Below are 23,836 nucleotides of genomic sequence, written 5' to 3'. Positions count from 1 at the left end.
GAAAATTCAAATAGAAGGAGAAATTAATCTATTTGTTTTTATTAGTTATTAATATTGAGTATTGTTGAAAAAATGAAAAATCTTCAAATTTTATTATATTATTCAACGGAATTTAAAATTGACATTCAGAATTTACGTAATGTTTTATTAAATTTGGGTTTTGAATTTTTTGCCAAAATTTTATAATAAGTAAAAATATGTTCTTTAAATGTTTGGATAATTTTTTAATTAAGTTTTGGCAGCTTTATTTTTATAGCTTATTAGTGGTCTTTTTTTGTTTGATTTTCGTGGTATTAAAGTGAATTAATGATAATTAATAAAAGGATGCTTTATTCTTATGAATAAGAACGTGTTTTTTAAAGGATTTTGGATTTTATTTACAATATTTCATTTATATTTATTTGTTTATTTAATTTTTTTAAAGAAGAGAAAGGTTGATGTTTCTAGTAAAACTAATATTGCTTTATTTATTCCGGGGGTTATTTCAGGATCCCCGTCTTATAGAGAAATGTATGATTCTTTGTTCGAATTTAAAAAAAATCATAAAAATCTTGAAATTAAAGTTTTAGAAGCTGGATTTAATCAAAGCGAGTGGATAGACATACTTGAAAAATTATTAACTTCAAAAAAATATGATTTTTTAATAACTACAAATAATGCTATGCAAGATATTGTTGACAGTATTTCGAATAATTATCCTTATACTAAGTTTATTATTTTTGATTCTTTAGTTAAAAACACCAACAATCAAGTTTATTCAGTTTCTTATAATGTTGCAGAAGAAGCGTATATTTTAGGATATTATGTAGGTCTTTTTTTAAAGGAATTTAATTCCGACTTAGGTAATGTTGCTCTGATTGCAGGTCAAGAATATCCTGTTATGAGAGATTATATTTATTATTATTTCAAAAAAGGCATTCTTGATGTTGGTGTGAATTCTAAAGTTTATTATAGAGTTTTAGGAAATTGGCATGATAGCAATTTGGCCAAATTACTATCAAATTCTTTGATTCAAAATTCGGGTGTTTTAGTGATACTTCCTATTGTAGGTCCCGCTGTTGAAGGGGTACTTTCTTCTGTTAGAGAGAATAATATTTTTGCGATTCTTTTTGATAGTGAAGATTATTTGGATAATAAGGAAAATATTATTGGTTCAGGAATTACAAATCAAAAATATTATGTTTCATATATTTTAGATAAGGCGCTTAAGTCAGAGATTAGCTATGGAAATTCTGATATTTTTGGCATAAAGCACAAAGGAGTTTTATTTAATATTTCTAATGTTTTTTACTTAGAGCGAACCAGTCAAAAGTTGAAAGAAGATCTTTTAAAAAAAATAGAAGAGGTTAGTGCAAATGGTATAAAAATTAATTTGGAACAAAATTAATGGTAGAGTTTAAAAATATAGTTAAGTATTTTCCAGATATTGATAAGCCCATTTTGGACAGTATTAATTTAAAAATTGGAGAAGTTAAAATTTTCACAGTAGTTGGTAAAAATGGAGAAGGAAAGAGCACCCTAGCCAAGATTATTGCTGGATTTGTTGAATTTGATGGTGGGGAAATATTGGTAAATGGCATTAAGCAGAAAAATTGGAATGTAGATAAAGCTAAAAATAACGGCATCTATCTTGTTTCTCAAGTTCCTAATTTAAAAATGAATTTAAGAGTTTGGGAATATTTAAGCATTTATTGGTTTGGTTGTGCATTTTTTATGCCTATGAATAAATCTAAGACCTATAAATACTATAAATGGCTTATGCAATTTTATAAAATTTCTTTTGATTTAGATAAGAAAATTAAAGATTTAAATATTAAAGAGATTTATTTTCTGCTTATTATTGCTTCTCTTAAAGAGAATGCAAAAATAATTATTTTTGATGAGAGTGCTGCTTATTTTTCTCAAAAAGAAGCGCAAGCTTTTATAAAATTGCTTGTATTGCTTAAGAAATCAGGAATTGCTTCTCTTTTTATTACCCACAGTGAAATTGCAGATGCTGTAAAATTTAGCGATGAATTTATTGTTTTAAAAGATGGAAAGTGTTTTAGAACAATAAACAAAGAATCAATTTTGAGCAAACTTGATTCTTCTAGCGATAAAATATTTTTTGCAAATATTAATTTTAATAAATTTGAGAAAGATTCTATTAAATTTAATCTGTTTTTTGAAGATTTTTGGAAGTATGATGTTAGTTTTTCTTTAAATAAAAGGGGTGTTTTAGGAATAATTGGCGAAGAAACTGCAATTAGAACTTGGGAAAAATTATTCTTAGGAGAGCTTATTTTTGTTGGGTGCATAAAAATTGATGGCATTAGATATGAGCGAATAAATATTTTTGAGTGTAAAGCGGGATTTTTACCCCTAGGTATTGGTAATTTATTTCCGGATAATAGCAGTATACTAGATAATTTTTTAGCTAAATCTATGAGCTTTGAAAATAAAATTTTTATTAGGCAATCTTATATTAATAAGGTTAAAGATTTTTTTAAAAAAAAAATGGAATTTTATAGCGAAGAGAAAATATATAGAATTCTTTATTCTAAGTCTTTGGCATTTTCTGGAGGAACTTTGAAGAAGTTTGCTCTTTACAGAGAGATGTATATTGCAAAAAGTTTTTTGATTTGTTTTTCTCCTTTAAGTAATTTGGATCACAAAGCTTATAATGAAATGTCTGTTGCTATTCGCAATTATTCGAAAGAAAAACCAGTTCTTTTGATTACCTCTAATTTAGATGAATTATTTTTACTCTCTGATAATATTTTGGCAATGAAAATGGGAGAAGTTTTGTTAAACGTATCTAGAGAAAAGATTAGTAAAGAAAAATTAAAGGAATTGCTATTTTTATGACTTTGTTTAGAAATGGCTTTATGGCCTTAATTTTTTCTTTTTTGGTATTAAGTATCAGCTATTTTTTTAGTGATTTTTTTCAATTTTCTTATATTAAGATGATATCTTGGCGTTTTATTTTATTTTTAATCATGGCTACTGGTATTGCCACCTGCGGCAAGAGTAATTCATTAAATCTTGGAAATGAAGGTCAGGTTTATTTCGGAGCATTTTTTGTTTATATATTTTCAAGTTTTTTTGGATTAAACCATTTTAATTTTATATATTTGATATTTTTGAGTTCTTTTCTTGTAGGGTTTTTAGGGCTTATTCCTTTTTATATTACTTTTTTCTTTGGTTTAAATAGAGCTTTAACAGGTCTTTTAATATCTTATGGAAATCAAAGGTTGATAGATGGGTTTATTTTAAATATGTTAAAAACAGGTAGTTTTTCTAATCAAACAAAAAGAATTAATAGCTTATTTACTTTAGATTCATCACTTGTTTACTTGTTTTTGTTTGGCATGTCAATTTGGCTTTTTTATGTTTTTATTCATAAAAAAACTATTTATGGGCTTCAGCTTGAAATATTAAGCAATAAGAAAAAGATAGATATTTTTTTCAATATAAATGAATTTAAATATAAGTTTTTTGCTGTATTTGGCAGTGCCTTTTTAAATGGTCTTGCAGGTTCTATGTTTGTAGTATTTTTTAAACTGTATTTAGTTTTAGGGCTAACTTCAGGACTTGGTTGGAGTAGTTTAATTATTGCTGTAATTTCAGGATTTAATTATATTTATGTATTATTTTTTAGTCTATTGTTTTCAATATTAATAGAATTTAATAATTTTCTTAATATAAATTATGACTTTAAGTATGAATTTATTGGGTTGTGTCAATCAATTGCTATTTTTTTATCTTTATTTTTAATTAAAGCCAGGAAAAAGTAGATGTTTGATATTTTTGAGCAAGCTATTGTATTTTCGTATTTGGCACTTGGGGTTCTTTATACAGAAAGAATAGGACTTTTAAATGTATCTATTGAGGGTATTTCGTATCTTTCAATATTTTTAACATCTTTTTTTATTTATTTTGGATATGGAGTTTTTGTATCGATCATTTTCACTCTTTTTATAAGCTTTTTGTTTGGGTTTTTTTTGTCTTTTATAGTGAATAAAAATTATGATATTTTTATAGCAGGAATAGGTATTAATATTTTTTGTTATTTTTTTGTTGATTATTTGATGAAGAGTAGTTTTGATTTTATTCCTGGTTTTACTTTAAATCTATCTGGAAATTTTGAGATTATTGCTTTTATTGTTATTTTTTTCATTTTTCTATTTATTACTGTTTATGTTATAAATTATTCAAGAATTAGAGCAGTTTTTGAATTTATCTCTTCAGGGAATTATGAAGACATTTTGGGAGAGAAAATAAGCAATCGTTTCAAATCTTTTGCAATTTTTGTATCAATTTTCACAGCAAGTCTTGCCGGTTCGTTTATTGCGGTAAATCTTAATGCTTACTCTTATAATTTGGGATTAAACAATGGTTGGCTTGCTATTTGCATTCTTTATATTGCATTTTCAAATCCTTTATTAATTTTCCCAATTTCTTTTTTGATAGTTTTTTTTGAATATCAATTTTTTCATACCCAAGAGTATATAAATTCTTATTTTTCTCTTTCTTTTCCATTTTATGTAGCAATAATAATAAATATATTAGTTTCGTTGATTAAGAAAAAAGATAAATTCTAGTTTAAGTTCTGCACTTTGTATTTTGAATTGTTTTTAAGGTGCTAATTTGCAGATATAATTCTTTTAATTTTTTTCTATTAAAATAATAAAAGGGTATTTGTTTTATTATTTCCAAATTATTTAAAAAAATTATAAATAAGGTATCGTCATTAAGTGCTAATTGGAAAGTATAGGTTAATATTGTATTAAATGCTGTATTTTCATTGTTTATAAAATGATAAATGCTTTTTTTAAAAAGAGCATCAATTGCTATAAATATATTTTCTTTAAACAATTCTTTACTGCCTTGAAAAAATTTAATTATGTAGTCCATCGAATTTTCAACTTCTCCTATTAAAAAGTATGCCCAAGAGATATCTAAAAAGTTTTTTTTATCTTTAAAGTCTATTATTTTTAAGTAATCTTGAGATTTAATAATTGCTTTTTTCCAGTTTTTATTCAAATATTCTAATTCTGAGAGCAAAAGATGAGCGTCAACTTGATTTTTATCCATGTTAATTATCTTTTTTAGATTTGCTATAGCTTCGTTATATTTTTGTGATTTTTTCAGCATCATTGATTTTTGGTAAAGTTTTTCTATTGTATATTTGTTTGTCTGTTCACCGAGTGTTAATTTTGATGTTATTGCAGGGTGAATATTTGTGATCAAGCCATAAAAAAGCGCTATTATTATTGTTTTTCTCATTAAATTCCTTCTTTTATTTGTTCGACAATTTCTATTAGCAGATTTTTATATTTATTTTTTAATGGGTATAAATCGAGTTCTGTTTTAAACTCGTTTAGATATTTTAAGGCAGTAATAGTTGAGTTTTTTATTGATTTTGATGAATTTATCATCTCTATTAATTTAAATATTTCTTTTCTTGCTTTATCGTTTTTGGTATTTTTTATTTGATTGAATTTTGAAATAATTTTTGGTTCAAATTTTTTTTCTTGTAAGAAATAAATTATTGGCAAACTTTTTTTTCCTTCAAGTAAATCGTCTCCAAATTCTTTGCCATTAATTTTGTTTTTGATATTTTTAATATCGTCTATTATTTGAAAATAAACACCAAGTTTTAAAAACGTGCTGTAAATTTTTTTAGCTTTGTCTTCATTGTTTGTGAGTATTGCAGCTAGAAAGCTAGCCATTCCGAAAAGCGAAGCTGTTTTTAATTCTACTAAAGAAATGTATTCCTTAATGCTTGGAATGTATGATTCATTGTGAAATTTAATATCAATCCCTTGTCCTAGGTGGAGATTTGAAAGAGTTGTAAAGAAATTTTCATAAATCAGTAATTTTTGATTTTCTTTTAAATTTGATCTTTCTATTAATTTCGCGGGTAAAAAATAAATTAAATTACCAGAATTTATACTGTTATCTATTCCATAGATTAAATGTATTGCTGATGTGCCCCGTCTTTTTAGTGAATTGTCTTCAATGTCATCAATAATCAAGCTTCCAGAATGAGGAAGTTCAAGTAGTAAGCTTAATTTATATATTAATTTGTAATTTTTTTCTTTTAAGCCCAATGCGTATGCTAAAAGAATCATTATCATTGGTCGTATTCGTTTTCCACCTCTATTAATGATTTCAATTGCTGGCGCTTTAATATAATTAAGGGTTTCTTTTTTTATTTTAAAAGTAAATTTTAAATCTTTATCTTTGAATAAATTTAGAAAATTAGTTGTTGAAAAGATGTTATTAATATTTTTTTCAATATTTTTTAAAAATAGTTTATTTTGCATAATAAGAATTATAATGAAAAAGTATAATAAAGTGTATTAAAGGTATTGATGTGTATCGTCTGTGTGATGAGTATTTTCAAAAAGCTAAAAGAGAAGGGTATTTGGCAAGATCTGTGTATAAGTTGATAGAAATTAATGAAAAATTTTCTTTATTTTCTTCTGGCAATGTTTTAGATATTGGCGCATCGCCCGGTAGTTTTTCTCAATATGCTTATAAAAACCTTAAAAAAGGTGTTCTTGTGTCTGTTGATATTAATGATATTGGCCTTAAGTATGTTGATAATTTTTATTTTGTAAAGGGAAATATATTTTCAGATGATACAGTTTTTCAAATTAATAAGTTTGGACCTTATAGCCTTGTTATTAGCGATGTGGCTCCTAGAACTACTGGAAATAGACTTGTAGATACTAGTAATTCTTTTAATTTAAGCATGAGAATAATAGATTTATCGCTTGAAGTTTTACTTAAAAAAGGAAATTTGCTTATTAAAGTTTTTCAGGGAGGAGATGAGATGCAAATTTTTAAAAAGTTTGAAAAATATTTTAAATTTGTAAAAAAAATTAGGCCCAAAGCTGTGAGAAAAAATTCTTTTGAAATTTATTTTTTGGGCAAAAGTTTTGGCAAGTAATAAGTTGATTAACTTGTTATAAGTATCAATTTAAAAGGTATAAAATATGTTAAGAAAAGAAAAATCTAAAGACGGTAAGTCACAGCTTCAAGTTGCAGGTTTTAAAATAGGCAAAGAAAGTTATGGTGTGTCAATAGAGCATATTAGGGAAATTATTAAAGTTCCGTCAGAAGGAGTTTATGCTATACCAAATGTACCTGAATATATTATAGGTATTTATAATCTTAGAGGCAGTATTATCCCTTTAGTTAATTTAAATATTAAATTTGGGGTTCCTTCTATTTCAATAACAGAAGAAGATATGCTTTTGACAGGATACTTAATAGTTAAGATTGAAAATAAACTTTTAGGCATTTTTGTTGACAGGGTTCTTAAAGTTATTAGCTTTGATGATTCTAGGGTTCAAGAACCCCCTGCTACTTTGCAAACTTTAGATAGAAAATATATATCTGGAGTTGTAAAGCTTGACGAGACTGATAATCTTGAGAGTGAATATTTAGTATTAATTGATATTGTAAAAATTTTTGATAAATGTGAATTTGACGATATTCCCTATAAAGATCAACATGAAGAATAAAGCTCTTCTTTGCATTAATACTTTAAAGTCAGGAGCTAGTATTTTAGGCAATGATATTAAAGTTTATTTAGAAACTAAATATTTTGTTGAGGTGGTATTAATAGATGTTGGTAAGCCTTTATTTTCTTTTCCAAAAGAAAATTTTCTTTTTTTGATAACCTTAGGAGGAGACGGGACAGTTCTTTTGGCTGTTAATTTGCTTCTTGAAAATAAAAATATTAATATCCCAATTATTTCAATTAATATGGGTAAGGTAGGGTTTTTAGCAGATATTAAGATTGAAGATTTTAAAAAAGTCATAGATAGATTTTTTAACAATTCTTTAGTTATTAATAAAAAATTTTTACTTCATGTAACAGTTTGTCAGCATGGTAAAGATTTAATTTCTAAATATGCTTTAAATGATATTATTATTCGCTCAAGTGTTCTTAATAAAATGATTTATGTAGATCTTAAGGTTAATTCTGAAAGTTTTTTATCATATAAAAGTGATGGGATAATTGTGTCTACTCCAACAGGTTCAACAGGATATTCTTTTTCTGCAGGAGGGCCTATTTTAGAAGCAGATCTTGAGGGATTTTTACTTACACCTATTTCCCCCCATTCTGTTTATAATCGTTCTTTTGTGTTTTCTAAATTAAGTAAACTTTCTCTTTCTTTTTCAAAGGAACATTTTCTAGCGTCAGCATCAATTTTTTTAGATGGGATTAATTTTGGTTCTTTCGGAGTTGATGTTGTTTTTGAATTTGAAATTTCTTCTCAAAGCTTAAATTTTGTTGCATTTTGCACGGATACTTTTGTTAAGAGATTGAAAAACAAATTATTGTAAGTTTAATTCTTTTTTTAAACAGTGTTCTTTTTTAAAAAATGTCATTGTTTGTTAATTTGAATGTTTAACTTAATTTAATCTTTAGTCTGAAACCAAAGGATTTTGTATGTTTTAAGGTTTGGTACTTTTAAAAATTAGTTAAAATTTTACATAATTTACTATAAGTATGTTAATGTTTTTCTTATTCACAGAGTTAATGTTTCAAGGGTGTTTTTTATAAATTTATAACTTGTTAAAATATTTAATATGTTTGTTGTTAGAATCAATATATTGGATAGCTGATAAATCACTTTTGTATGAGTTTAGGCAGGTGTTTATGGATTTAATTAATAATGAAAATTATAAAAAAATAGTGTACATCAATAATCTTGTTTTAAAAACTTTAAATGATATAGCAGTTATAAAAGAGACCAGCGAATTTACATCAAATTCTAAACTTTCATTTGATCTTATCGATTTTAATTTAAATGTTTTAAGCTATATTTCGTCTTTAAATTATTTTTATACTAAGCCTAGATTGAAAGTAAATTATTCTATAAAAAAAATTTTGTCTGGATTGATTTCTGATTTTAGTTTGGTTATTAGTCCTGTTCTTAGTATCGCCCCAAGCGAGTTAATTGAAATGCCTCAGTCTCTTAATTTAAATCCCGAGGAGAGATTTTTAATTGTTAAAAAATTAGGTTATTTAATTGATTTGGCTAAAAGTTTTAGTAAAAAAGATTCTAAAACACTTGTTTTTCTTGAAGATATGTATCTTAAGTTTATTGTTTTTTCTAAAAATATTATTGATTTTAGAAATTTTTATAAAAATCTAAAACTTGAGAGCCCTTATTACAAATTTCAATTTGAACACCTTATTAAAGTGTTGGAGCTTTTAGAAGAGGGAGCATTTATTTTAAGAAGCAAATATGAGCTTAGTGGATCTCAGGAATTTGGATTACATTCTCTTAGTTATCTTGAAGCTGGAAGAGCGTTAGCTACTATAGCTTCTCAAAAAGAAGTCGCTGAAAAATTTTCAAGGTTTCATGGGGTTTGGTCTTCAAAGTTTAGTTCAGATTTAATTAAAGCAAAATAGATAGATCAAGTACTAGGGAGGAAGTAGTTATATTGAGTTTTAATTTAGAAGAGGGCATAGTTAAATTCAAAAAGTTAAAAATTTTTTTGATCTTGAGTTTGTTTTTATTATTTATAATTTTGATTGATTTTTTTATAAGATCTACTATGAATGTATCTAATTTTTATGATTTTAAGAATTTTGAAAATAAATCTGACTACAAAAATATAAATTTAAGCAAAAATGTTTTTTTATCAAATAAGGTTTTGAATCTTAATTTTGGAGAATTTTGGTATTCTCTTTTAAGTGATAACTTAATAAGTTATTCAGACTATTATTATGTGCTTTTTAATTCTAGTGAGGATTATTCTGTTTTTTCTGTTAAAAACAATAAATTTTTATTTACACTCAAGTTCAAGGATTTTGTTTTTGCAATAAATAATTTAATTTTTACTCTAAACAACCTATATAGAACTTTAGAGATTTATGATTCTGGAGGAAATAATATACTGGAGCTCAATTTTTTGTCCTCAATTTTAAGTTTGGACTATAATAATGAAGTTTTAGTCTTAGGGCTTTCTAATGGTGAGATTTATGTATATAAGCAAGGCAAAATAATTTATATGGAAAATTTTTTAGAGAGAAAAGTTCCAACATGTTTTGTTAAATTAAGTTCTGATAATAAATATTTAGTCACACTAAAAGGTAATTCTGAGTATTTTTTAGAAATAATTGACTTAGAGAGTAATTATAAAAAAATTTTAGAATTAAGCAATTTAAGTATTAATAGTTTTGAGACTTTTATAAAAATAGACGATTATCATAATTTGTTTATTGAAGGCAAAAATTCCTTTGTAGTGATAAATATTAAAAGTGGTAAAATATTTAAAGTTGAAAATAAAAATTCTATTTTAAGAGCATCATATGATTATTTTCAAAATGTTTACAGAGTGTATTTTTATTCTGAGAGTGAAAAAATTATTAATATAAAGACTTATTCTGCAAATTTTTTTAGATTATTTGATAATGTTTTTATTAAAGATGAAATAATCTCTTTTGTTGAATTTGGAAAGGGACTTTTGTATTTTAATAGTAATAATGATTTAAAATATTTGGGATTGGGACAATGATTTTAATTGTTTTTATATTTTTCTTTAATATTTTTAATTTATATTCATTTTTGGAATTTAGAAATGATGAAAAGTTTGCTTTAGTTAAAGATTTTGGTGTATTGGATAATAATAAATTGAATATTGGAGTAAGGTTGAGACCCCTGGAAAAGACCATATCTGTTTTTTCAAATAATTATAAAATCTTATATTCAAAAAATAAGTTAGATAGAAATAGTAGTATTTTAATCATTTTTGACAATGATTTAAATTTGAATTTAGAGGTTTTAGGAGGGTTTTTTTATAGACTTGGAAAGATTTTTTTAAAGGATGAAAATAGTGTTATTGATTTAGTAGTTAATGATCCAAATTCTAAAAAGATTATCAATCCTTTGTTTATTATCAAAAATAAGAGCAATGTAGTTGCTGAGACAGTATATACTTTAGGCAGGTTTTTTTTAAAAGGAAAGGGTGATGATGAAAGATTGGAATTATCAAAAAATATAAATTTAAATGTCGATTCTGGTCAGTACAACCTTTTGTTATATTTTCATGCTCAAAAAGTAGAATCTTTTGAAAATTCTCTTAAAGGAATTTATTATTTTGAGGCTATTTTGAATAATAAAAGTATTTTTCGTTCAGATTTTCAAAATATTTTTTTGACTAATAATACATATGTTTTAGCTCAAGAGAAAAATTATGGATTAGATGTTTTGAATATTAAAAAAGATGGCGGATGCCTTAAAATAAATGATCTTAATCTTATTAAGGGCAAGAATGAACTTAAAATAAAATATGGCGATGTTTATGGAAATGAAAAAAAAATAATTTATAGGTTTAAATTAAATGAATAATAATGCTTTTCATTTCCCAGTACTACTTGATGCAATTTGTAAGCTTATAGAAGATTTGCCTGTAAAAAGCAATTTAATATACATTGATTCTACTCTTGGAGAAGGTGCTCATGCAAAAGCTATCCTTGAGAAATATGACTTTTTAAGTTTGGTTGGAATTGAAAGAGATTCTCAAATTTTAGAAAGAGCAAAGCAGTTTCTTCTTATTTTTAAAGAGAGAGTTACATATTTTAATGATTGGTTTGATAATTTTTTCGGCAATTACCCTTTAAATGTCAAAGCTAATTTTATTTTAGTTGATCTTGGAATTTCTATGTTTCATTACAAGGGAAGTAAAAAAGGATTTTCTTTTCTTGAAGATGAGCCTTTGGATATGAGGCTTTGTTCTTCTTCTTGTAGTATTAGTGCGGCTGAGGTTGTAAACACTTTTAGTAAATATGATCTTGAAAGTTTAATTTATAATTTAAGCAATGAGCATTATTCTAGAAGAATCTCTAAGGCTATTGTAGAATATCGAAAAATTAAAAAAATACAAACTGCAAAGGAGTTACAATCCATAATAAACAAGGTTTATCCTTTTTCAAAAGTTAAAATAAATCCAGCTACAAGGACTTTTCAAGCGTTAAGAATTTATGTAAATGATGAACTTGCTAGGCTTAAAAGGAGTTTGCCTTTGTGGGTAGAAAATTTAGCCAAAGATGGAATTTTGGCTGTTATTACGTTTCATTCAATAGAAGATCGTATTGTAAAAGATTTTTTTACAAGTTTAAGATGCGATTTGTATGCTAAGATTTCAAAAAAGCCTATTATTCCGAGTTTTGATGAGATTAAAAAAAATAAACCTTCAAGGAGTGCTAAGCTTAGAGCTGTAAGAAAATTATGAATAGTATAAGTAAGATTGAATTTGAAGTTTATTGTATTTTAATTTTGATACTAACAGTTGTAGTATGTTTTAATATTTACTTAAATTTCAGATATGTTGTAAAGCTTAGAGAATTTAATCATTTAGATAGTGAACAGGAAAATATTATTGATGATAATTTAAGATTGCTGACCGTAATATATGAACTTGAAAATATTAATAGAATAGAAAGTTTTTGTTTTGGAGAATTAAATTTGGAAAAAAAAGCTAATGAAGATATAAATATTTTTGCTGAGTAAAAGATTTTAGAATGAGGTTTTAGTGCGTATAAAGATTAAGGATATTTTAATCTCTTCTAAAGATGTGAAGTTTGTAGGAAATATAAAAAATATTGAGAAGGTAGTATCGTTTTACTCGTTAGATAGTCGTGAAATAAAGGATAATAACATTAATGTTAGTCTTTATTTTGCACATAAGGGAAATAAAGTAGATGGATTTTCTTTTGTTAAATATTTAATTGATTTGGGTGTTAAATGTTTTATATGTTCAAGAGATCATGAATCTGAGTGTATTGAATATTTAAATGATAATGAAGGATTAGTTTTTTTACTTACAAGCAATGTAATAAAACTTCTTCAAACTTTAGCATCGTATTTAATTGAAAGAACAAGCTTTAAAAGAATTGCTATTACAGGTAGTAACGGTAAGACTACAACCAAAGAAATGCTTTATAGTATACTTTCTAAGAAATATAAAACTTACAAAACTTGGGGTAATTTAAATTCTGACATTGGACTTCCCCTTAGTATTTTAAGAGTAGAAGGCAATGAAGAATATGCTGTTTTTGAAGTTGGAGTTAGTTATGTTGGAGAAATGGATCTTTTGTCCCAAATTTTAAAACCAGAAATTGTTATTATTACGAATATAAGCTGTGCACATATGCAAGCTTTCAAGGAGTTACAATCTATTGCTTTTGAAAAGAGCAAAATAATTGGCAAAAATATTGAAATCTTTGTTGTAAATGAAATGAATGATTATTGTGTTTATCTTGAAAAAAGAGCAAAAATTGCAAATTCAAATGTTAAAATCGTTTATTTTGATTTTAAAAATCTTAATATTAAATCATTTTCTTTTTTAGAAGGGAAATTTTCTTATGATTTTGTTTACAAAGGGTTTGAGTACTCTATTTTATTGTTAGGTAAGCATAATATTTTTAATGCAATAGGGTGTATTAATTTGGCCCTATTTTTGGGAATGAGTGAAAAAGAAATAAGAGAAGGACTTATTGAAACTGCTTTTCAAAAAGGTAGGGCAGAAATTTTGACAAAAAATGGATATTTAATTTTGAATGATTCTTATAATGGCAATATGGGTTCTTTTTTAGCTTTAAAAAATATGATTTTAGATCTTAATATCCAAAATAAAAAATTTATAGTTCTTGGTTCTTTTAAAGAGCTTGGAGAATTTTCATACAAAACTCACAAATATTTGATTCAAGAGGCTATTGCAATAAATTTTGATAAAATTTTTTTAATTGGCGAAGAATTTTTAGATGTTAGGGATTCTGAGAATTTGGTTAAAAAATGTTTATATTATTTTAGTGAGTTTGATAAATTTATTGATTTTTTTTTAAAAAGCTTGGAACCTTCAGTTTTTATTGTCATTAAGGGCTCAAGGTTTAACAGATTGGAGAGAATTTTAAATTATATTTAGATGATAATGAGGTTCTTATGTTTTACCTTTTAGGTTTGCGTTTACTCAAATATATTACCTTTAGAATGGCTTATGCTACAATTTTTGCATTTTTGCTTTCTTTAATTATAGGTCCTTATATTATTTTAAGGCTAAAAAAATTAAGAGCCGATCAGATTTTAAGAGAAGATGGCCCTAAAAGACATTTGAGTGAAAAAACAGGAATTCCTACTATGGGAGGCATTCTTATTTTTTTTTGTGTTTTTATCTCTTTGGTGTTTTGGAGTAACATTTTGAATATTTATTTTTTGATTATGGTTTTTGTTATGCTTGGATTTGCTTTTTTGGGATTTATAGATGATTTTTTGAAAATCAAAAAGAAAACTTCAGATGGACTTAAAGCTCGGTTTAAGGTTTATGGGCAAATAATATTTTCTTTTATTTCTGTTAGCATTTTGTATTATTTTGGGAGCGAGCATGTTAGTATAATCTATTTTCCTTTTATTAAGTCTTTCCAAGTAGATTTGGGATTGTTTTACATTCCTTTTGGCATGTTCATTTTAATTTCTGCTTCGAATTCTTTTAATTTAACAGACGGTCTTGATGGACTTGCAATTGGATTAAGCATAGTTATAACAGGGGCTTTAATAATAATTGCCTATCTTACGAGCAGGTCAGATTTTGCAACTTATTTGCATATTCCAAATATTAAAGGTTCTGAAGAGCTTGTAATATTTCTTGGAGCTTTGCTTGGAGGTAGTTTTGGATTTCTATGGTTTAATGCTTATCCTGCTAAAATTATGATGGGAGATACAGGTAGTCTGGCTCTGGGTGCCATTCTTGGAATGGCAGCTTTGATTTTAAAAAGTGAAATACTTTTTTCAATTCTTGCAGGTGTTTTTATTATTGAAACCATGTCTGTAATTATTCAAGTTATGGTTTACAAAAAAACCAAGAAAAGAGTATTCAAAATGGCTCCACTTCATCATCATTTCGAAGAACTTGGTTGGTCTGAGATGCAAGTTGTTATTAGATTTTGGATAATAGGGTTGATATTTGCTATAATTGCTTTAAGTACGATAAAAATCAGATAATTTGTTATGTTTGTAGAAATAAATTCACTTAGGATATGCTATTTGCTTGTTTTGCTACTATTGGTAGCTTATGGACTTGTAGTTTTTTATACATCTTCCTTTTTCCTAAGCTTAGAGCTGACAGGTAATCCAAATTTTTTATTTTTCACAAGACTTAATTATCTTTTTTTGAGCTTTATAGTTTTTCTTGTTTTTGAGAGAATTTCTTTAAATTTTTTAAAAAAATCAATATTCCCAGTATTGATTATAACTCTTTTTTTAATTATGGCAACTTTTTTATTTCCAAGTATTTCTGGAGCAAAGAGATGGATATTTTTTCAAGGTGTTAGTATTCAACCTTCTGAGATTTTTAAAATATCTTTTACTATTTATCTTTCATCTTATTTGAGTAAGTTCGATCCAAGAAAAAACAATGGTATTTCATACTGGTTAAAGCCTATGTTGATTTTTGCAATTTTTTGGGTGTTAATAATTTTGCAAAATGATTATTCAACAGCTATTTATTTTGCTATTCTTTTTTTTATTGTTTTGTTTGTTTCTAATATGGCATTTAGTTATGTTTTTGCCATTGTGATTACTTTTTTGCCAGTTTCTGCCATATTTTTAATGCTTGAACCTTATAGGATTTCTAGAATTTTTGCCTTTCTCAATCCTTACGATGATCCTTCCGGTAAAGGTTACCAAATAATAGCGTCTATTAATGCTTTAAAAAGTGGGGGAATTTTAGGTAAAGGTCTAGGAATGGGGGAGGTGAAACTTGGAAAGCTGCCAGAGGCCAATTCTGATTTTATTTTTTCAGTTCTTGGAGAAGAATTGGGATTTTTAGGTGTTTTGTTTGCAATAGGTTTGTTTTTTTTGTTTTTTTACTTTGGTTATTTTATAGCTATTCATTCTAATAGCAGGTTTAAATTTTTTATTGCGTTTATTTCAAGTCTTGCAATTTTTCTTCAAAGTATAATGAATATTTTAATTGCAATTGGTCTTTTGCCCCCCACTGGTATAAATTTACCGTTTTTTTCATCTGGAGGATCTTCTATTATTGTTACTATGGCTCTTTCTGGTCTTATTTCAAATGTTGCAAAAAACTTAAGTAATAATTGATTAGATTTTTCTAGTAGTATAAGTCGGGTTAGTTTATGTTTTTTGAGAGAAAATTTTTAATTAAGTATATATACTTTTCGATGTCTTTAATTTTTTTTGAAATAATAATTATTGTTTTTGCGTCTCCTTATTTTTTGATTAGGTATATTAGCATCAATGATGATGTTTCTCTTTCTAAAGATGATATAATCAAGATTTCAGGAATTAAGCCTAATACATATTATCATAATGCTAATGTTAGAATATATGAGGAAAATCTTAAAAGAGATTTAAGGGTAAAGAGTGCTAAGGTTGATCTTAAGTTTCCAAATAAAATCAGTATTAAAATAGAAAAAAGAATACCCATTGCTGTTGCTTTAGAAAACATAAGTGGCAATATTACTTATTATTGTATTGCATCAGACGGTGTAATTTTGGAAAAAAGTAAACATTTAATTTATGATTTACCTATAATTAGCGGATTAGTTTTAAATGACAATAATGTAGGAGATTTTCTGGAAGATAGAATGCTTAATGTTGTAAGGGGCCTTGATTATCTTAAAATAAATCAAAAATATTTGTATAATTTAATATCAGAGGTGAATTTTTTAAAATTGAATTTCTATGATTATAATGTAATTTTGTATGTTAAAAGTATATATAATAAAATATTGATAACAGTTGATATGGATTTAATGGATGTGATGCATAAAGCGTTTCTTGCAGTTGATTTGCTTAAAGGAAAGCCTGGTGTTATAGATTTAAGAAGTGGTGATATCATTTTGTTAGGAGAAGGCTAGTGTCTAGGAATTTGATAGTAGGTTTGGATGTTGGAACTTCAAAAATTTGTACTGTTGTTGCTGAGGTAAATTTAAATGATCAATTAGAAATAGTTGGAATAGGCACTAGTATATCAAGAGGAGTTAGAAAAGGGGTTTTAATAAATATTGAAGCGGCTCTTGATTCAATATCTAATTCTATTGAGGCTGCTGAGCTAATTTCAGGATGTGACATTGCATCGCTTTCAGTTTCTATGTCTGGAAGTAGTGTTGAGGGAACTAATTCACGCGGTGTTGTTGCGATAAATTCAAGAACAAGAGAGATTAGCGAAGAAGATGTTGATAGGGTAATTGAAGCAGCAAAAGCAATTGTCATTCCAATGGATAGAGAAATTCTTCATGTTATTCCTCAAGAATTTATTGTGGATGGAATACCCCATATAAAAAACCCAATAGATATGATGGGCATTCGTCTTGAAGGAGAAGTGCACATTATTACGGGATCTAGTTCTTCTAGTCAGAATTTAGTCAGATGCGTAAATAGAGCTGGCTTTGCTGTTGATGAGGTTGTTCTTGGAAGCTTAGCTTCATCTTATGCAACTCTTTCTAAAGAAGAGCGTGAGATGGGTGTTTTGTTTATTGATATGGGTAAGGGGACGACAGATATTATTCTTTATATTGACGGTTCTCCTTATTATACAGGCGTGATTCCTATTGGTGTTAATAGAGTAACCCTTGATATTGCTCAAGTTTGGAAGGTTCCTGAGGATGTTGCTGAAAATATTAAAATAACGGCTGGAATTGCTCATCCGTCTATTCTAGAGAGTCAAATGGAAACTGTAATTATTCCAAATCTTGGAACTCGACCTCCTCAAGAGAAAAGTAGAAAAGAGTTGTCTGTAATAATTAATTCAAGATTGAGAGAAATTTTTGAAATGATGAGAGCAGAGATACTTAAACGAGGGCTTTATAATAAGATTAATGGTGGTATAGTTTTAACGGGTGGAGGAGCTTTATTTCCAGGTATTTCTAATTTAATAGAAGAAGTATTTAATTATCCCGCAAGAATAGGTTTGCCAATGAGTATTAATGGTATTGGGGAAGAGCATATAGATCCTAAGTTTTCTTCAGCCCTTGGTCTTGTTCTTTATAAGCACGAGCAACAAAAATTCAATAAATTAAAGAAGGTAAGCAGTAAAGTTAAAAGAAAAAATAAAATATCTTCAAAGTTGAAAGGTTGGTTTTTGAAAGAATGGTTTTGACCAATCGTGGAGGAAGCGTTAATGAAAGATTATAATATGATTGATAGCCACACAAGAAGATTCGATTCTACTACAAATCCCACAATTCTTAAGGTGATTGGTGCAGGAGGAGGAGGTAGTAATGCTGTTAATCGTATGATTGAATATGGGGTAAGAGATGTTGAATTTATTGTGGCTAATACTGATCTTCAGGCTCTCCAAACTTCTATTGCTCCCATAAAAATTGCTCTTGGAGCAAAAGTTACAGCAGGGCTTGGTGCTGGAGGAAAGCCTGAGATTGGGCAAGCTGCAGCAGAGGAGGACATTGATGTTATACGCAACCATCTTTCTGGTGCTGATATGGTATTTATTACTGCTGGTATGGGGGGTGGAACAGGAACTGGAGCGGCTCCGGTTATTGCGCAAGTTGCAAAAGAGCTTGGTATTTTAACAGTTGGAGTTGTGACAAAGCCTTTTAAGTTTGAAGGTCCTAAGAAATTAAGACTTGCTGAGCAAGGAATAAATAATTTAAGAAAGTCTGTAGATACATTGATTATTATTCCAAATCAAAAGCTTTTAACCGTTGTTGACAAAAGGACTACCATTAAAGATGCTTTTAAGCGCGCAGATGATGTTTTAAGAATGGGCGTTCAAGGTATTGCAGGACTTATTATTGAGCATGGAGAGGTTAATATTGATTTTGCTGATGTTAAAAGCATTATGCAGGGGCAAGGTGATGCTTTAATGGGAATTGGATATGGCAAAGGTGAGAACAGAGCTGTTGATGCTGCAACTTCTGCGATTAGCAATCCATTGCTTGAAGAAGTTCGTATTGAAGGATCTAAGGGGCTTCTTGTTAATGTTACTGGTGGAGATGATTTTTCATTACTCGAACTTGAAGAGATTATGGGGATAATTACTGTTAGTGTTGATGATGAGGCTACTGTAATATATGGTCATGCCATTAATTCAAATCTTGAAGATGAGATTTATGTTACAGTTGTTGCTACAGGTTTTGCATCCAAAAGGCAAAAAGAAATATCAAATGCACCGGAAAATAATACCTTAAGCTCTAAGGAGTTTGATACCTTGATGTCGGGTAATCAAAATATTCCTTCCGGATCTTATGAGCATCAAGATTCTTCTTTTGCAGCAAAGTCTAAAAATGTCAATTATTTTGATGATGACATTGATGTTCCGACATTTCTTAGAAATTTAAATAAAAAAAATAGCGATGATTAGATGAAAATTTTGTCGTCAATAATACTTATTAATTTATTTTTATCTTGTGGCAGTGAATCTAAAGAAAAATTGAATCTTGGGCTTAGATTAAGAGAATTGGAAATTTCAGGTGGTGGATCTGAATCTAAGATTGAAGTTTATAAAGAATTCATTGAAAAAGAAGATAAGAATATTTTAAAGATAGTTAATTCTATTGACAAGAAAGCTAGATTTTTCAATTTGATTGGTCTTGAATTTTTTAAGCTTGGTCAGTATGGGCCTGCTATTGAATATTTTGCTAAAAATTTAGAAATTAACTCCAATAATTATTTATCTCATTTTTATATAGGTGTTGCTTCTTATAATTTGGCTAAAAATTTAAGAGTAAAAGATGAAGTTGAAAAATACATAATTCTTGCTGAAAATTCTTTTTTAAAATCACTTTCAATAAGAGATGATTTTAAAGAATCTCTTTTTGCTATTGCTAATATGTATGTATATGATCTTGACAAACAACTTGAAGCTAAAAATTATTTAAATAAACTTGATGATATGGGTGAGGATTATTTTGAGTTTTTTATGTTAAGGGGTGCAAATTATTATTCGCTAGGTGATCTTGGTAATGCCATATTGTTTTATAATAAAGCTGATAAAAATGCTTCAACCGAGGAGCAAAAAGAAGGTGTTTCTAGGATCATGAGTAATTTGAAGTAATTATTTATGATGAAGTTGCTTTATATTGATAATTTGAAATTTTTAAAAAGTAAAGAAAAGTTAAAACTTTTTAATAATTTTGATTTTAATGATATTGTTAAATTAACCCAAAAGGACATTGAGGCTTATTTTCTAAGATCATTTAGAAGATCATTTATTTTGCCCGATTTAAAGTTAGTAGAATCGCAAGAAAAAGTTATTCGAAGAACAAATGCTAAAATTGCTATTCTAGGATCTAAATTTTATCCCAATAAGCTTAAAAGAATTTATGATCCCCCGTTTGCTATTTACTATAAAGGCAATTTGCCAAATTGTTCTTCATTGTCTTGGGCTGTTGTTGGTTCTAGAAGAATTAGCAAAACTCTTGCTGAGAGAACAAGAGAATTTTCTTCACATCTTGCAAAAAATGGTGTAGAGATTATTTCTGGATTTGCAATTGGAGCTGATATTGAAGCCCATATAGCAGCAATGAATGAGAATAGTAGGACATTCGCTGTTATTCCAACGGATATTGATAATATTTATCCTAAGCAAAATCGAAAATATGTTTTCAAGCTTTTAGAACAAGGTGGGGGAATAATTACTGAGACTTTGCCATTTGATAAGATTCAGAATTATTTTTTTGCCAAAAGAAATAGATTGATCTCAGGTTTGTCCGATGCTATTTTTATAACTTATGCACCCTTGAAATCTGGGGCTTTGATTACGGCTGAACTTGGTCTTGACTTAGGGCTTGACATATATGTTTATGATTTAGATTTTTGTGGTGATGGAGCCGTAAAATTGTATGACTTTGGGGCACAAGAGATAAAAACTGTTAAAGATCTTTATGCTTTATTGAATATTAAGTATTTAGATTCCAATAATATTGAAGATGATCCTAAAGAGTGTTGTGATTGTAAAGATGTATCTGATGTTCTTATTGGAGAACTTTTAAGAGAGGTATATAAATAGGGGGTAATATGGACTTTAAAGGAACTACAGTTATTGCAATAAAAAAAAATGGCAAGACTGTGGTGGCAGCAGATGGACAAGTAACTTTTGGACATACTGTTTTAAAAAGTAATGCTATTAAAATACGAAAATTGCTTAATGGAAGAATTTTAGCAGGATTTGCAGGTTCAACATCTGATGCAATCACTCTTTTTGAAAAATTTGAAGAAAAAATCAAGGCTAAAGGTGATGGTTTGATTGATATTAAAAGGGCGGCTGTTGATCTTGCAAAAGATTGGCGTTCTGACAAAATACTTCATAAGCTTGAGGCTATGATGCTTGTTGCTGATTCTAAAAATATTCTTTTGATTTCTGGTACTGGTGATGTTGTTGAACCCGAAGAGGATGTTATTTCGATTGGTAGTGGTGGCAATTATGCATATTCAGCAGCTCTTGCTTACATGGAGAATAAAAAATTAAGTGCTTTTGAGGTTGCACTTAGATCTTTAAAAATAGCAGCAAGAGTATGTATATATACTAATTCTAACATTGTGCTTGAGGAGATTGAAAATGAATAAATTAGAAGAGCATTATATAGTTCCCAAAGATGTAGTTGCAGAACTTGATAAATACATAATAGGTCAAGATGAAGCTAAAAAATTAGTATCGATTGCTCTTGTTAATAGATATATAAGATCTAGACTTCCAAAAGAAATAAAAGACGAGGTAATGCCTAAAAACATTATTATGATTGGGTCTACTGGCATTGGAAAGACTGAGATTGCAAGAAGACTTTCTAAGTTAATTAAAGCTCCTTTTATTAAAGTTGAAGCTACAAAATATACCGAGGTTGGCTATGTTGGTCGTGATGTTGAATCCATGGTTAGAGATTTAATGGGCATTGCAGTTAATATGGTAAAAGAAGAGATGTATAATGCTGTAAGAGATGATGCTTTAGTGAAAACAGAAGAGAGAATAGTTGAGAGCCTTTTTAAAGGATCTAGCAGTTCTGAGAATATAGATCCAAACGAAATAAAGGCAGAAGAAAAGGTAAAAGAGAAGCTTAGAAAAAAGCTTAGAGCAGGTGAACTTGATGATACTAGCATTGAAATACAAATTTCTAGTAAAATGCCATTTTCCACAATAGAAATATTTACAGGTGGTAATTTTGAAGAGATTGATATGGGAATTGGTGGTTTATTGGGTAATATATTTGATAGAAAAAAGAAAAGAGAATTTAAGATTAAAAAAGCAAAGGAAATAATTTTAACAGAAGAGCTTGAAAAATTGGTTGATCACGAAAACATTTCAGATATTGCAAAATCTAAAGTTGAAAATATGGGAATTATTTTTATTGACGAGATCGATAAAATAGCTGCTAAGAATAGAAGTGGTAATGATGTATCTAGAGAAGGTGTTCAAAGAGACATTTTGCCAATTATTGAAGGCTCTAAAGTTAATACAAAATATGGAATAGTTGATACTTCTCATATCTTATTTATTGCAGCAGGAGCATTTAATTTGGCTAAACCTTCTGATTTAATACCCGAACTTCAAGGTAGATTTCCGATTAAGGTTGAGCTTAAAAGTCTAAGCATAGACGATTTGAAAAAAATTTTAAAACAAACAAAAAATTCTTTAATAAAGCAATATGTTGCGATGTTTAAGGTTTATAATTTGGATTTAAAGTTTAGCGAAGAGGCTATAGATAGAATTGCAGAGCTTACTTTCAATATGAATATTGAGAATGAAAATCTTGGTGCCAGAAGACTTCACGGTGTTATGGAAAGAGTGCTTGCAGATCTTTTTTTTGAGGTGCCTGGCAGTAAGTTGAAAAAATTTGAAATAAACTTGGACTATGTTAATAAAAAAATACAAATTAACGAACAAAAAGATTTAAATTATTATATAATTTAGTTAAAAGCAATTTTAAACAGAGGGGGTTTTAATTTGAATGATTTTGAAAGATCTGTAGATTTTTCACATAGATATTTGGATGTTTTAAGTTTAAGGCAAGATGTTATTTCTGACAATATAGCAAATGTAGATACTCCAAATTTTAAAAGAAGTAAAGTTTCTTTTGAGTCAGAGCTTGAAAAGGCTTTTTTAAATAAAGATAAAAATGATCTAAACTTAATCAAGTCTAGTGATAAGCATTTGTCTGGGCTTAAAAATCCAGAATATTCAGATGTCAAGCCCCATAGAGTTCTTGACCATTTTTCAACTATGAATAATAATGGCAATAATGTTGATATTGATTCTGAGATTAAGATGCTTGTACAAAATCAAATGATGTATCATCTTATGACTAATGTTCAGGCGCATTATTTTAAAAGTATAAATATTGTATTAAAATAAATATTAAAATAAATTAATATTTTAAGGGATGTAAAATGGGATTGTTTTCAAGCATTAATGTAGCTTCAACGGGATTAACAGCACAAAGGTTGAGAATTGATGTTATTTCTAATAATATTGCAAATGTTTCTACTTCTAGAACTCCTGATGGTGGGCCTTATAGAAGGCAAAGGATTGTTTTTGCTCCAAGAGTGAATAATCCTTATTGGAAGGGTCCTTTTATTCCGGATTATCTTGATAATGGGATTGGACAAGGAGTTAGGGTTGCTAGTATTGAAAAAGATAAGTCTCCATTAAAATTAAAATATGATCCAACTCATCCTGATTCAATAAGATCTGGAGATAAAAAAGGCTATGTGGAGCTTCCTAATGTTAATTTAGTCGAAGAAATGGTAGATATGATTTCAGCTTCTCGTGCTTATGAGGCAAATTCTACTGTTGTAAATAGTAGCAAGTCTATGTTTAGAAGTGCATTAGCTATACTTCAAAGCTAAAGGAG

26 protein-coding genes are annotated in these 23,836 nt (G+C 27.7%); 24 read left to right on the top strand and 2 right to left on the bottom strand.

Annotated elements, in window-relative coordinates:
- Positions 1–337 precede the first annotated feature (337 nt).
- The 4 genes from QIA21_RS02190 to QIA21_RS02175 are packed head-to-tail and all read left to right on the top strand — an operon-like array spanning position 338 to position 4,583.
- Positions 338–1,387, top strand: a complete 1,050-nt coding sequence (locus QIA21_RS02190) for a BMP family ABC transporter substrate-binding protein (protein WP_301392968.1) — start codon at positions 338–340, stop codon at positions 1,385–1,387.
- Entirely contained in the window at positions 1,387–2,847 is a 1,461-nt protein-coding gene (locus QIA21_RS02185) for an ATP-binding cassette domain-containing protein (protein ID WP_301392967.1), read from the top strand. The genes QIA21_RS02190 and QIA21_RS02185 overlap by 1 nt, the downstream gene beginning before the upstream one ends.
- Entirely contained in the window at positions 2,844–3,776 is a 933-nt protein-coding gene (locus QIA21_RS02180; protein WP_091972501.1) for an ABC transporter permease, read from the top strand. The genes QIA21_RS02185 and QIA21_RS02180 overlap by 4 nt, the downstream gene beginning before the upstream one ends.
- The gene (locus QIA21_RS02175) at positions 3,777–4,583 is read left to right on the top strand and encodes an ABC transporter permease (protein WP_091972529.1); all 807 of its coding nucleotides are present in this window, start codon (positions 3,777–3,779) and stop codon (positions 4,581–4,583) included.
- A 1-nt stretch (position 4,584) separates the two neighbouring features.
- On the opposite strand, the gene QIA21_RS02170 is transcribed toward QIA21_RS02175, so the two are convergent.
- Both QIA21_RS02170 and QIA21_RS02165 read right to left on the bottom strand, forming a co-directional pair.
- Positions 4,585–5,268 (bottom strand): tetratricopeptide repeat protein, encoded by a 684-nt coding sequence (locus QIA21_RS02170; RefSeq protein ID WP_301392966.1) that lies wholly within the window; start codon positions 5,266–5,268, stop codon positions 4,585–4,587.
- The gene (locus QIA21_RS02165; RefSeq protein ID WP_301392965.1) at positions 5,268–6,311 is read right to left on the bottom strand and encodes a polyprenyl synthetase family protein; all 1,044 of its coding nucleotides are present in this window, start codon (positions 6,309–6,311) and stop codon (positions 5,268–5,270) included. Before QIA21_RS02165 ends, QIA21_RS02170 begins: the two co-directional genes overlap by 1 nt.
- Before the next feature lie 50 nt (positions 6,312–6,361).
- Here QIA21_RS02165 and QIA21_RS02160 point away from each other — a divergent pair, with 50 nt between their 5' ends.
- The 20 genes from QIA21_RS02160 (at position 6,362) to flgC (ending at position 23,831) form a co-directional block, all read left to right on the top strand.
- Positions 6,362–6,940, top strand: coding sequence for an SAM-dependent methyltransferase (locus tag QIA21_RS02160; protein WP_301392964.1), 579 nt, complete (start codon positions 6,362–6,364; stop codon positions 6,938–6,940).
- Positions 6,941–6,986: 46 nt separating this feature from the next.
- Complete coding sequence (locus QIA21_RS02155) at positions 6,987–7,517, top strand: chemotaxis protein CheW (RefSeq protein ID WP_091972532.1); 531 nt, start codon at positions 6,987–6,989, stop codon at positions 7,515–7,517.
- Positions 7,507–8,346 (top strand): NAD(+)/NADH kinase, encoded by an 840-nt coding sequence (locus tag QIA21_RS02150; RefSeq protein ID WP_301392963.1) that lies wholly within the window; start codon positions 7,507–7,509, stop codon positions 8,344–8,346. Before QIA21_RS02155 ends, QIA21_RS02150 begins: the two co-directional genes overlap by 11 nt.
- A 316-nt stretch (positions 8,347–8,662) precedes the next feature.
- Positions 8,663–9,421, top strand: a complete 759-nt coding sequence (locus QIA21_RS02145) for a hypothetical protein (RefSeq protein ID WP_301392962.1) — start codon at positions 8,663–8,665, stop codon at positions 9,419–9,421.
- A 32-nt stretch (positions 9,422–9,453) separates the two neighbouring features.
- Positions 9,454–10,530, top strand: a complete 1,077-nt coding sequence (locus QIA21_RS02140; protein ID WP_301392961.1) for a hypothetical protein — start codon at positions 9,454–9,456, stop codon at positions 10,528–10,530.
- Entirely contained in the window at positions 10,527–11,363 is an 837-nt protein-coding gene (locus QIA21_RS02135) for a hypothetical protein (protein WP_301392960.1), read from the top strand. Before QIA21_RS02140 ends, QIA21_RS02135 begins: the two co-directional genes overlap by 4 nt.
- A complete protein-coding gene (gene rsmH, locus QIA21_RS02130) occupies positions 11,356–12,246 on the top strand; it encodes a 16S rRNA (cytosine(1402)-N(4))-methyltransferase RsmH (RefSeq protein WP_301392959.1) in 891 nt (296 codons plus the stop codon). Before QIA21_RS02135 ends, rsmH begins: the two co-directional genes overlap by 8 nt.
- A complete protein-coding gene (locus QIA21_RS02125) occupies positions 12,243–12,524 on the top strand; it encodes a hypothetical protein (RefSeq protein WP_091972552.1) in 282 nt (93 codons plus the stop codon). Before rsmH ends, QIA21_RS02125 begins: the two co-directional genes overlap by 4 nt.
- A gap of 22 nt (positions 12,525–12,546) precedes the next feature.
- A complete protein-coding gene (locus QIA21_RS02120; RefSeq protein ID WP_301392958.1) occupies positions 12,547–13,938 on the top strand; it encodes a UDP-N-acetylmuramoyl-tripeptide--D-alanyl-D-alanine ligase in 1,392 nt (463 codons plus the stop codon).
- Between the two features lie 17 nt (positions 13,939–13,955).
- Positions 13,956–15,011, top strand: a complete 1,056-nt coding sequence (gene mraY / locus QIA21_RS02115; RefSeq protein WP_091972557.1) for a phospho-N-acetylmuramoyl-pentapeptide-transferase — start codon at positions 13,956–13,958, stop codon at positions 15,009–15,011.
- 42 nt (positions 15,012–15,053) lie between these two features.
- Complete coding sequence (gene ftsW, locus QIA21_RS02110; protein WP_301393364.1) at positions 15,054–16,112, top strand: putative lipid II flippase FtsW; 1,059 nt, start codon at positions 15,054–15,056, stop codon at positions 16,110–16,112.
- A 35-nt stretch (positions 16,113–16,147) separates the two neighbouring features.
- Positions 16,148–16,891 (top strand): cell division protein FtsQ/DivIB, encoded by a 744-nt coding sequence (locus tag QIA21_RS02105; RefSeq protein WP_301392957.1) that lies wholly within the window; start codon positions 16,148–16,150, stop codon positions 16,889–16,891.
- A complete protein-coding gene (ftsA, locus tag QIA21_RS02100) occupies positions 16,891–18,132 on the top strand; it encodes a cell division protein FtsA (protein WP_091972563.1) in 1,242 nt (413 codons plus the stop codon). Before QIA21_RS02105 ends, ftsA begins: the two co-directional genes overlap by 1 nt.
- 21 nt (positions 18,133–18,153) lie before the next feature.
- Positions 18,154–19,353: a cell division protein FtsZ gene (ftsZ, locus tag QIA21_RS02095; RefSeq protein ID WP_301392956.1), complete on the top strand. Its 1,200-nt coding sequence runs from the start codon at positions 18,154–18,156 to the stop codon at positions 19,351–19,353.
- Positions 19,354–20,046 (top strand): tetratricopeptide repeat protein, encoded by a 693-nt coding sequence (locus tag QIA21_RS02090; RefSeq protein WP_091972576.1) that lies wholly within the window; start codon positions 19,354–19,356, stop codon positions 20,044–20,046. It abuts the gene before it with no gap.
- Positions 20,047–20,055: 9 nt separating this feature from the next.
- Positions 20,056–21,000, top strand: a complete 945-nt coding sequence (gene dprA / locus QIA21_RS02085; RefSeq protein WP_301392955.1) for a DNA-processing protein DprA — start codon at positions 20,056–20,058, stop codon at positions 20,998–21,000.
- 8 nt (positions 21,001–21,008) lie between these two features.
- A complete protein-coding gene (hslV, locus tag QIA21_RS02080) occupies positions 21,009–21,557 on the top strand; it encodes an ATP-dependent protease subunit HslV (protein WP_091972584.1) in 549 nt (182 codons plus the stop codon).
- Entirely contained in the window at positions 21,550–22,896 is a 1,347-nt protein-coding gene (hslU, locus tag QIA21_RS02075; protein WP_301392954.1) for an HslU--HslV peptidase ATPase subunit, read from the top strand. Before hslV ends, hslU begins: the two co-directional genes overlap by 8 nt.
- Before the next feature lie 33 nt (positions 22,897–22,929).
- Positions 22,930–23,337 carry a flagellar basal body rod protein FlgB gene (gene flgB, locus QIA21_RS02070; protein ID WP_301392953.1) on the top strand — a complete coding sequence of 136 codons (408 nt, stop codon included), beginning with the start codon at positions 22,930–22,932 and terminating at the stop codon, positions 23,335–23,337.
- A gap of 35 nt (positions 23,338–23,372) precedes the next feature.
- Positions 23,373–23,831, top strand: coding sequence for a flagellar basal body rod protein FlgC (flgC, locus tag QIA21_RS02065; protein WP_091972592.1), 459 nt, complete (start codon positions 23,373–23,375; stop codon positions 23,829–23,831).
- The last annotated feature ends 5 nt before the right edge of the window (positions 23,832–23,836 follow it).

The sequence above is a fragment of the Borreliella japonica genome (genome assembly GCF_030438115.2).
Classification (GTDB): domain Bacteria; phylum Spirochaetota; class Spirochaetia; order Borreliales; family Borreliaceae; genus Borreliella; species Borreliella japonica.
The sequence above is the reverse complement of the archived record's forward strand: the minus strand, read 5'-3'. Positions and strand labels throughout refer to the sequence as shown.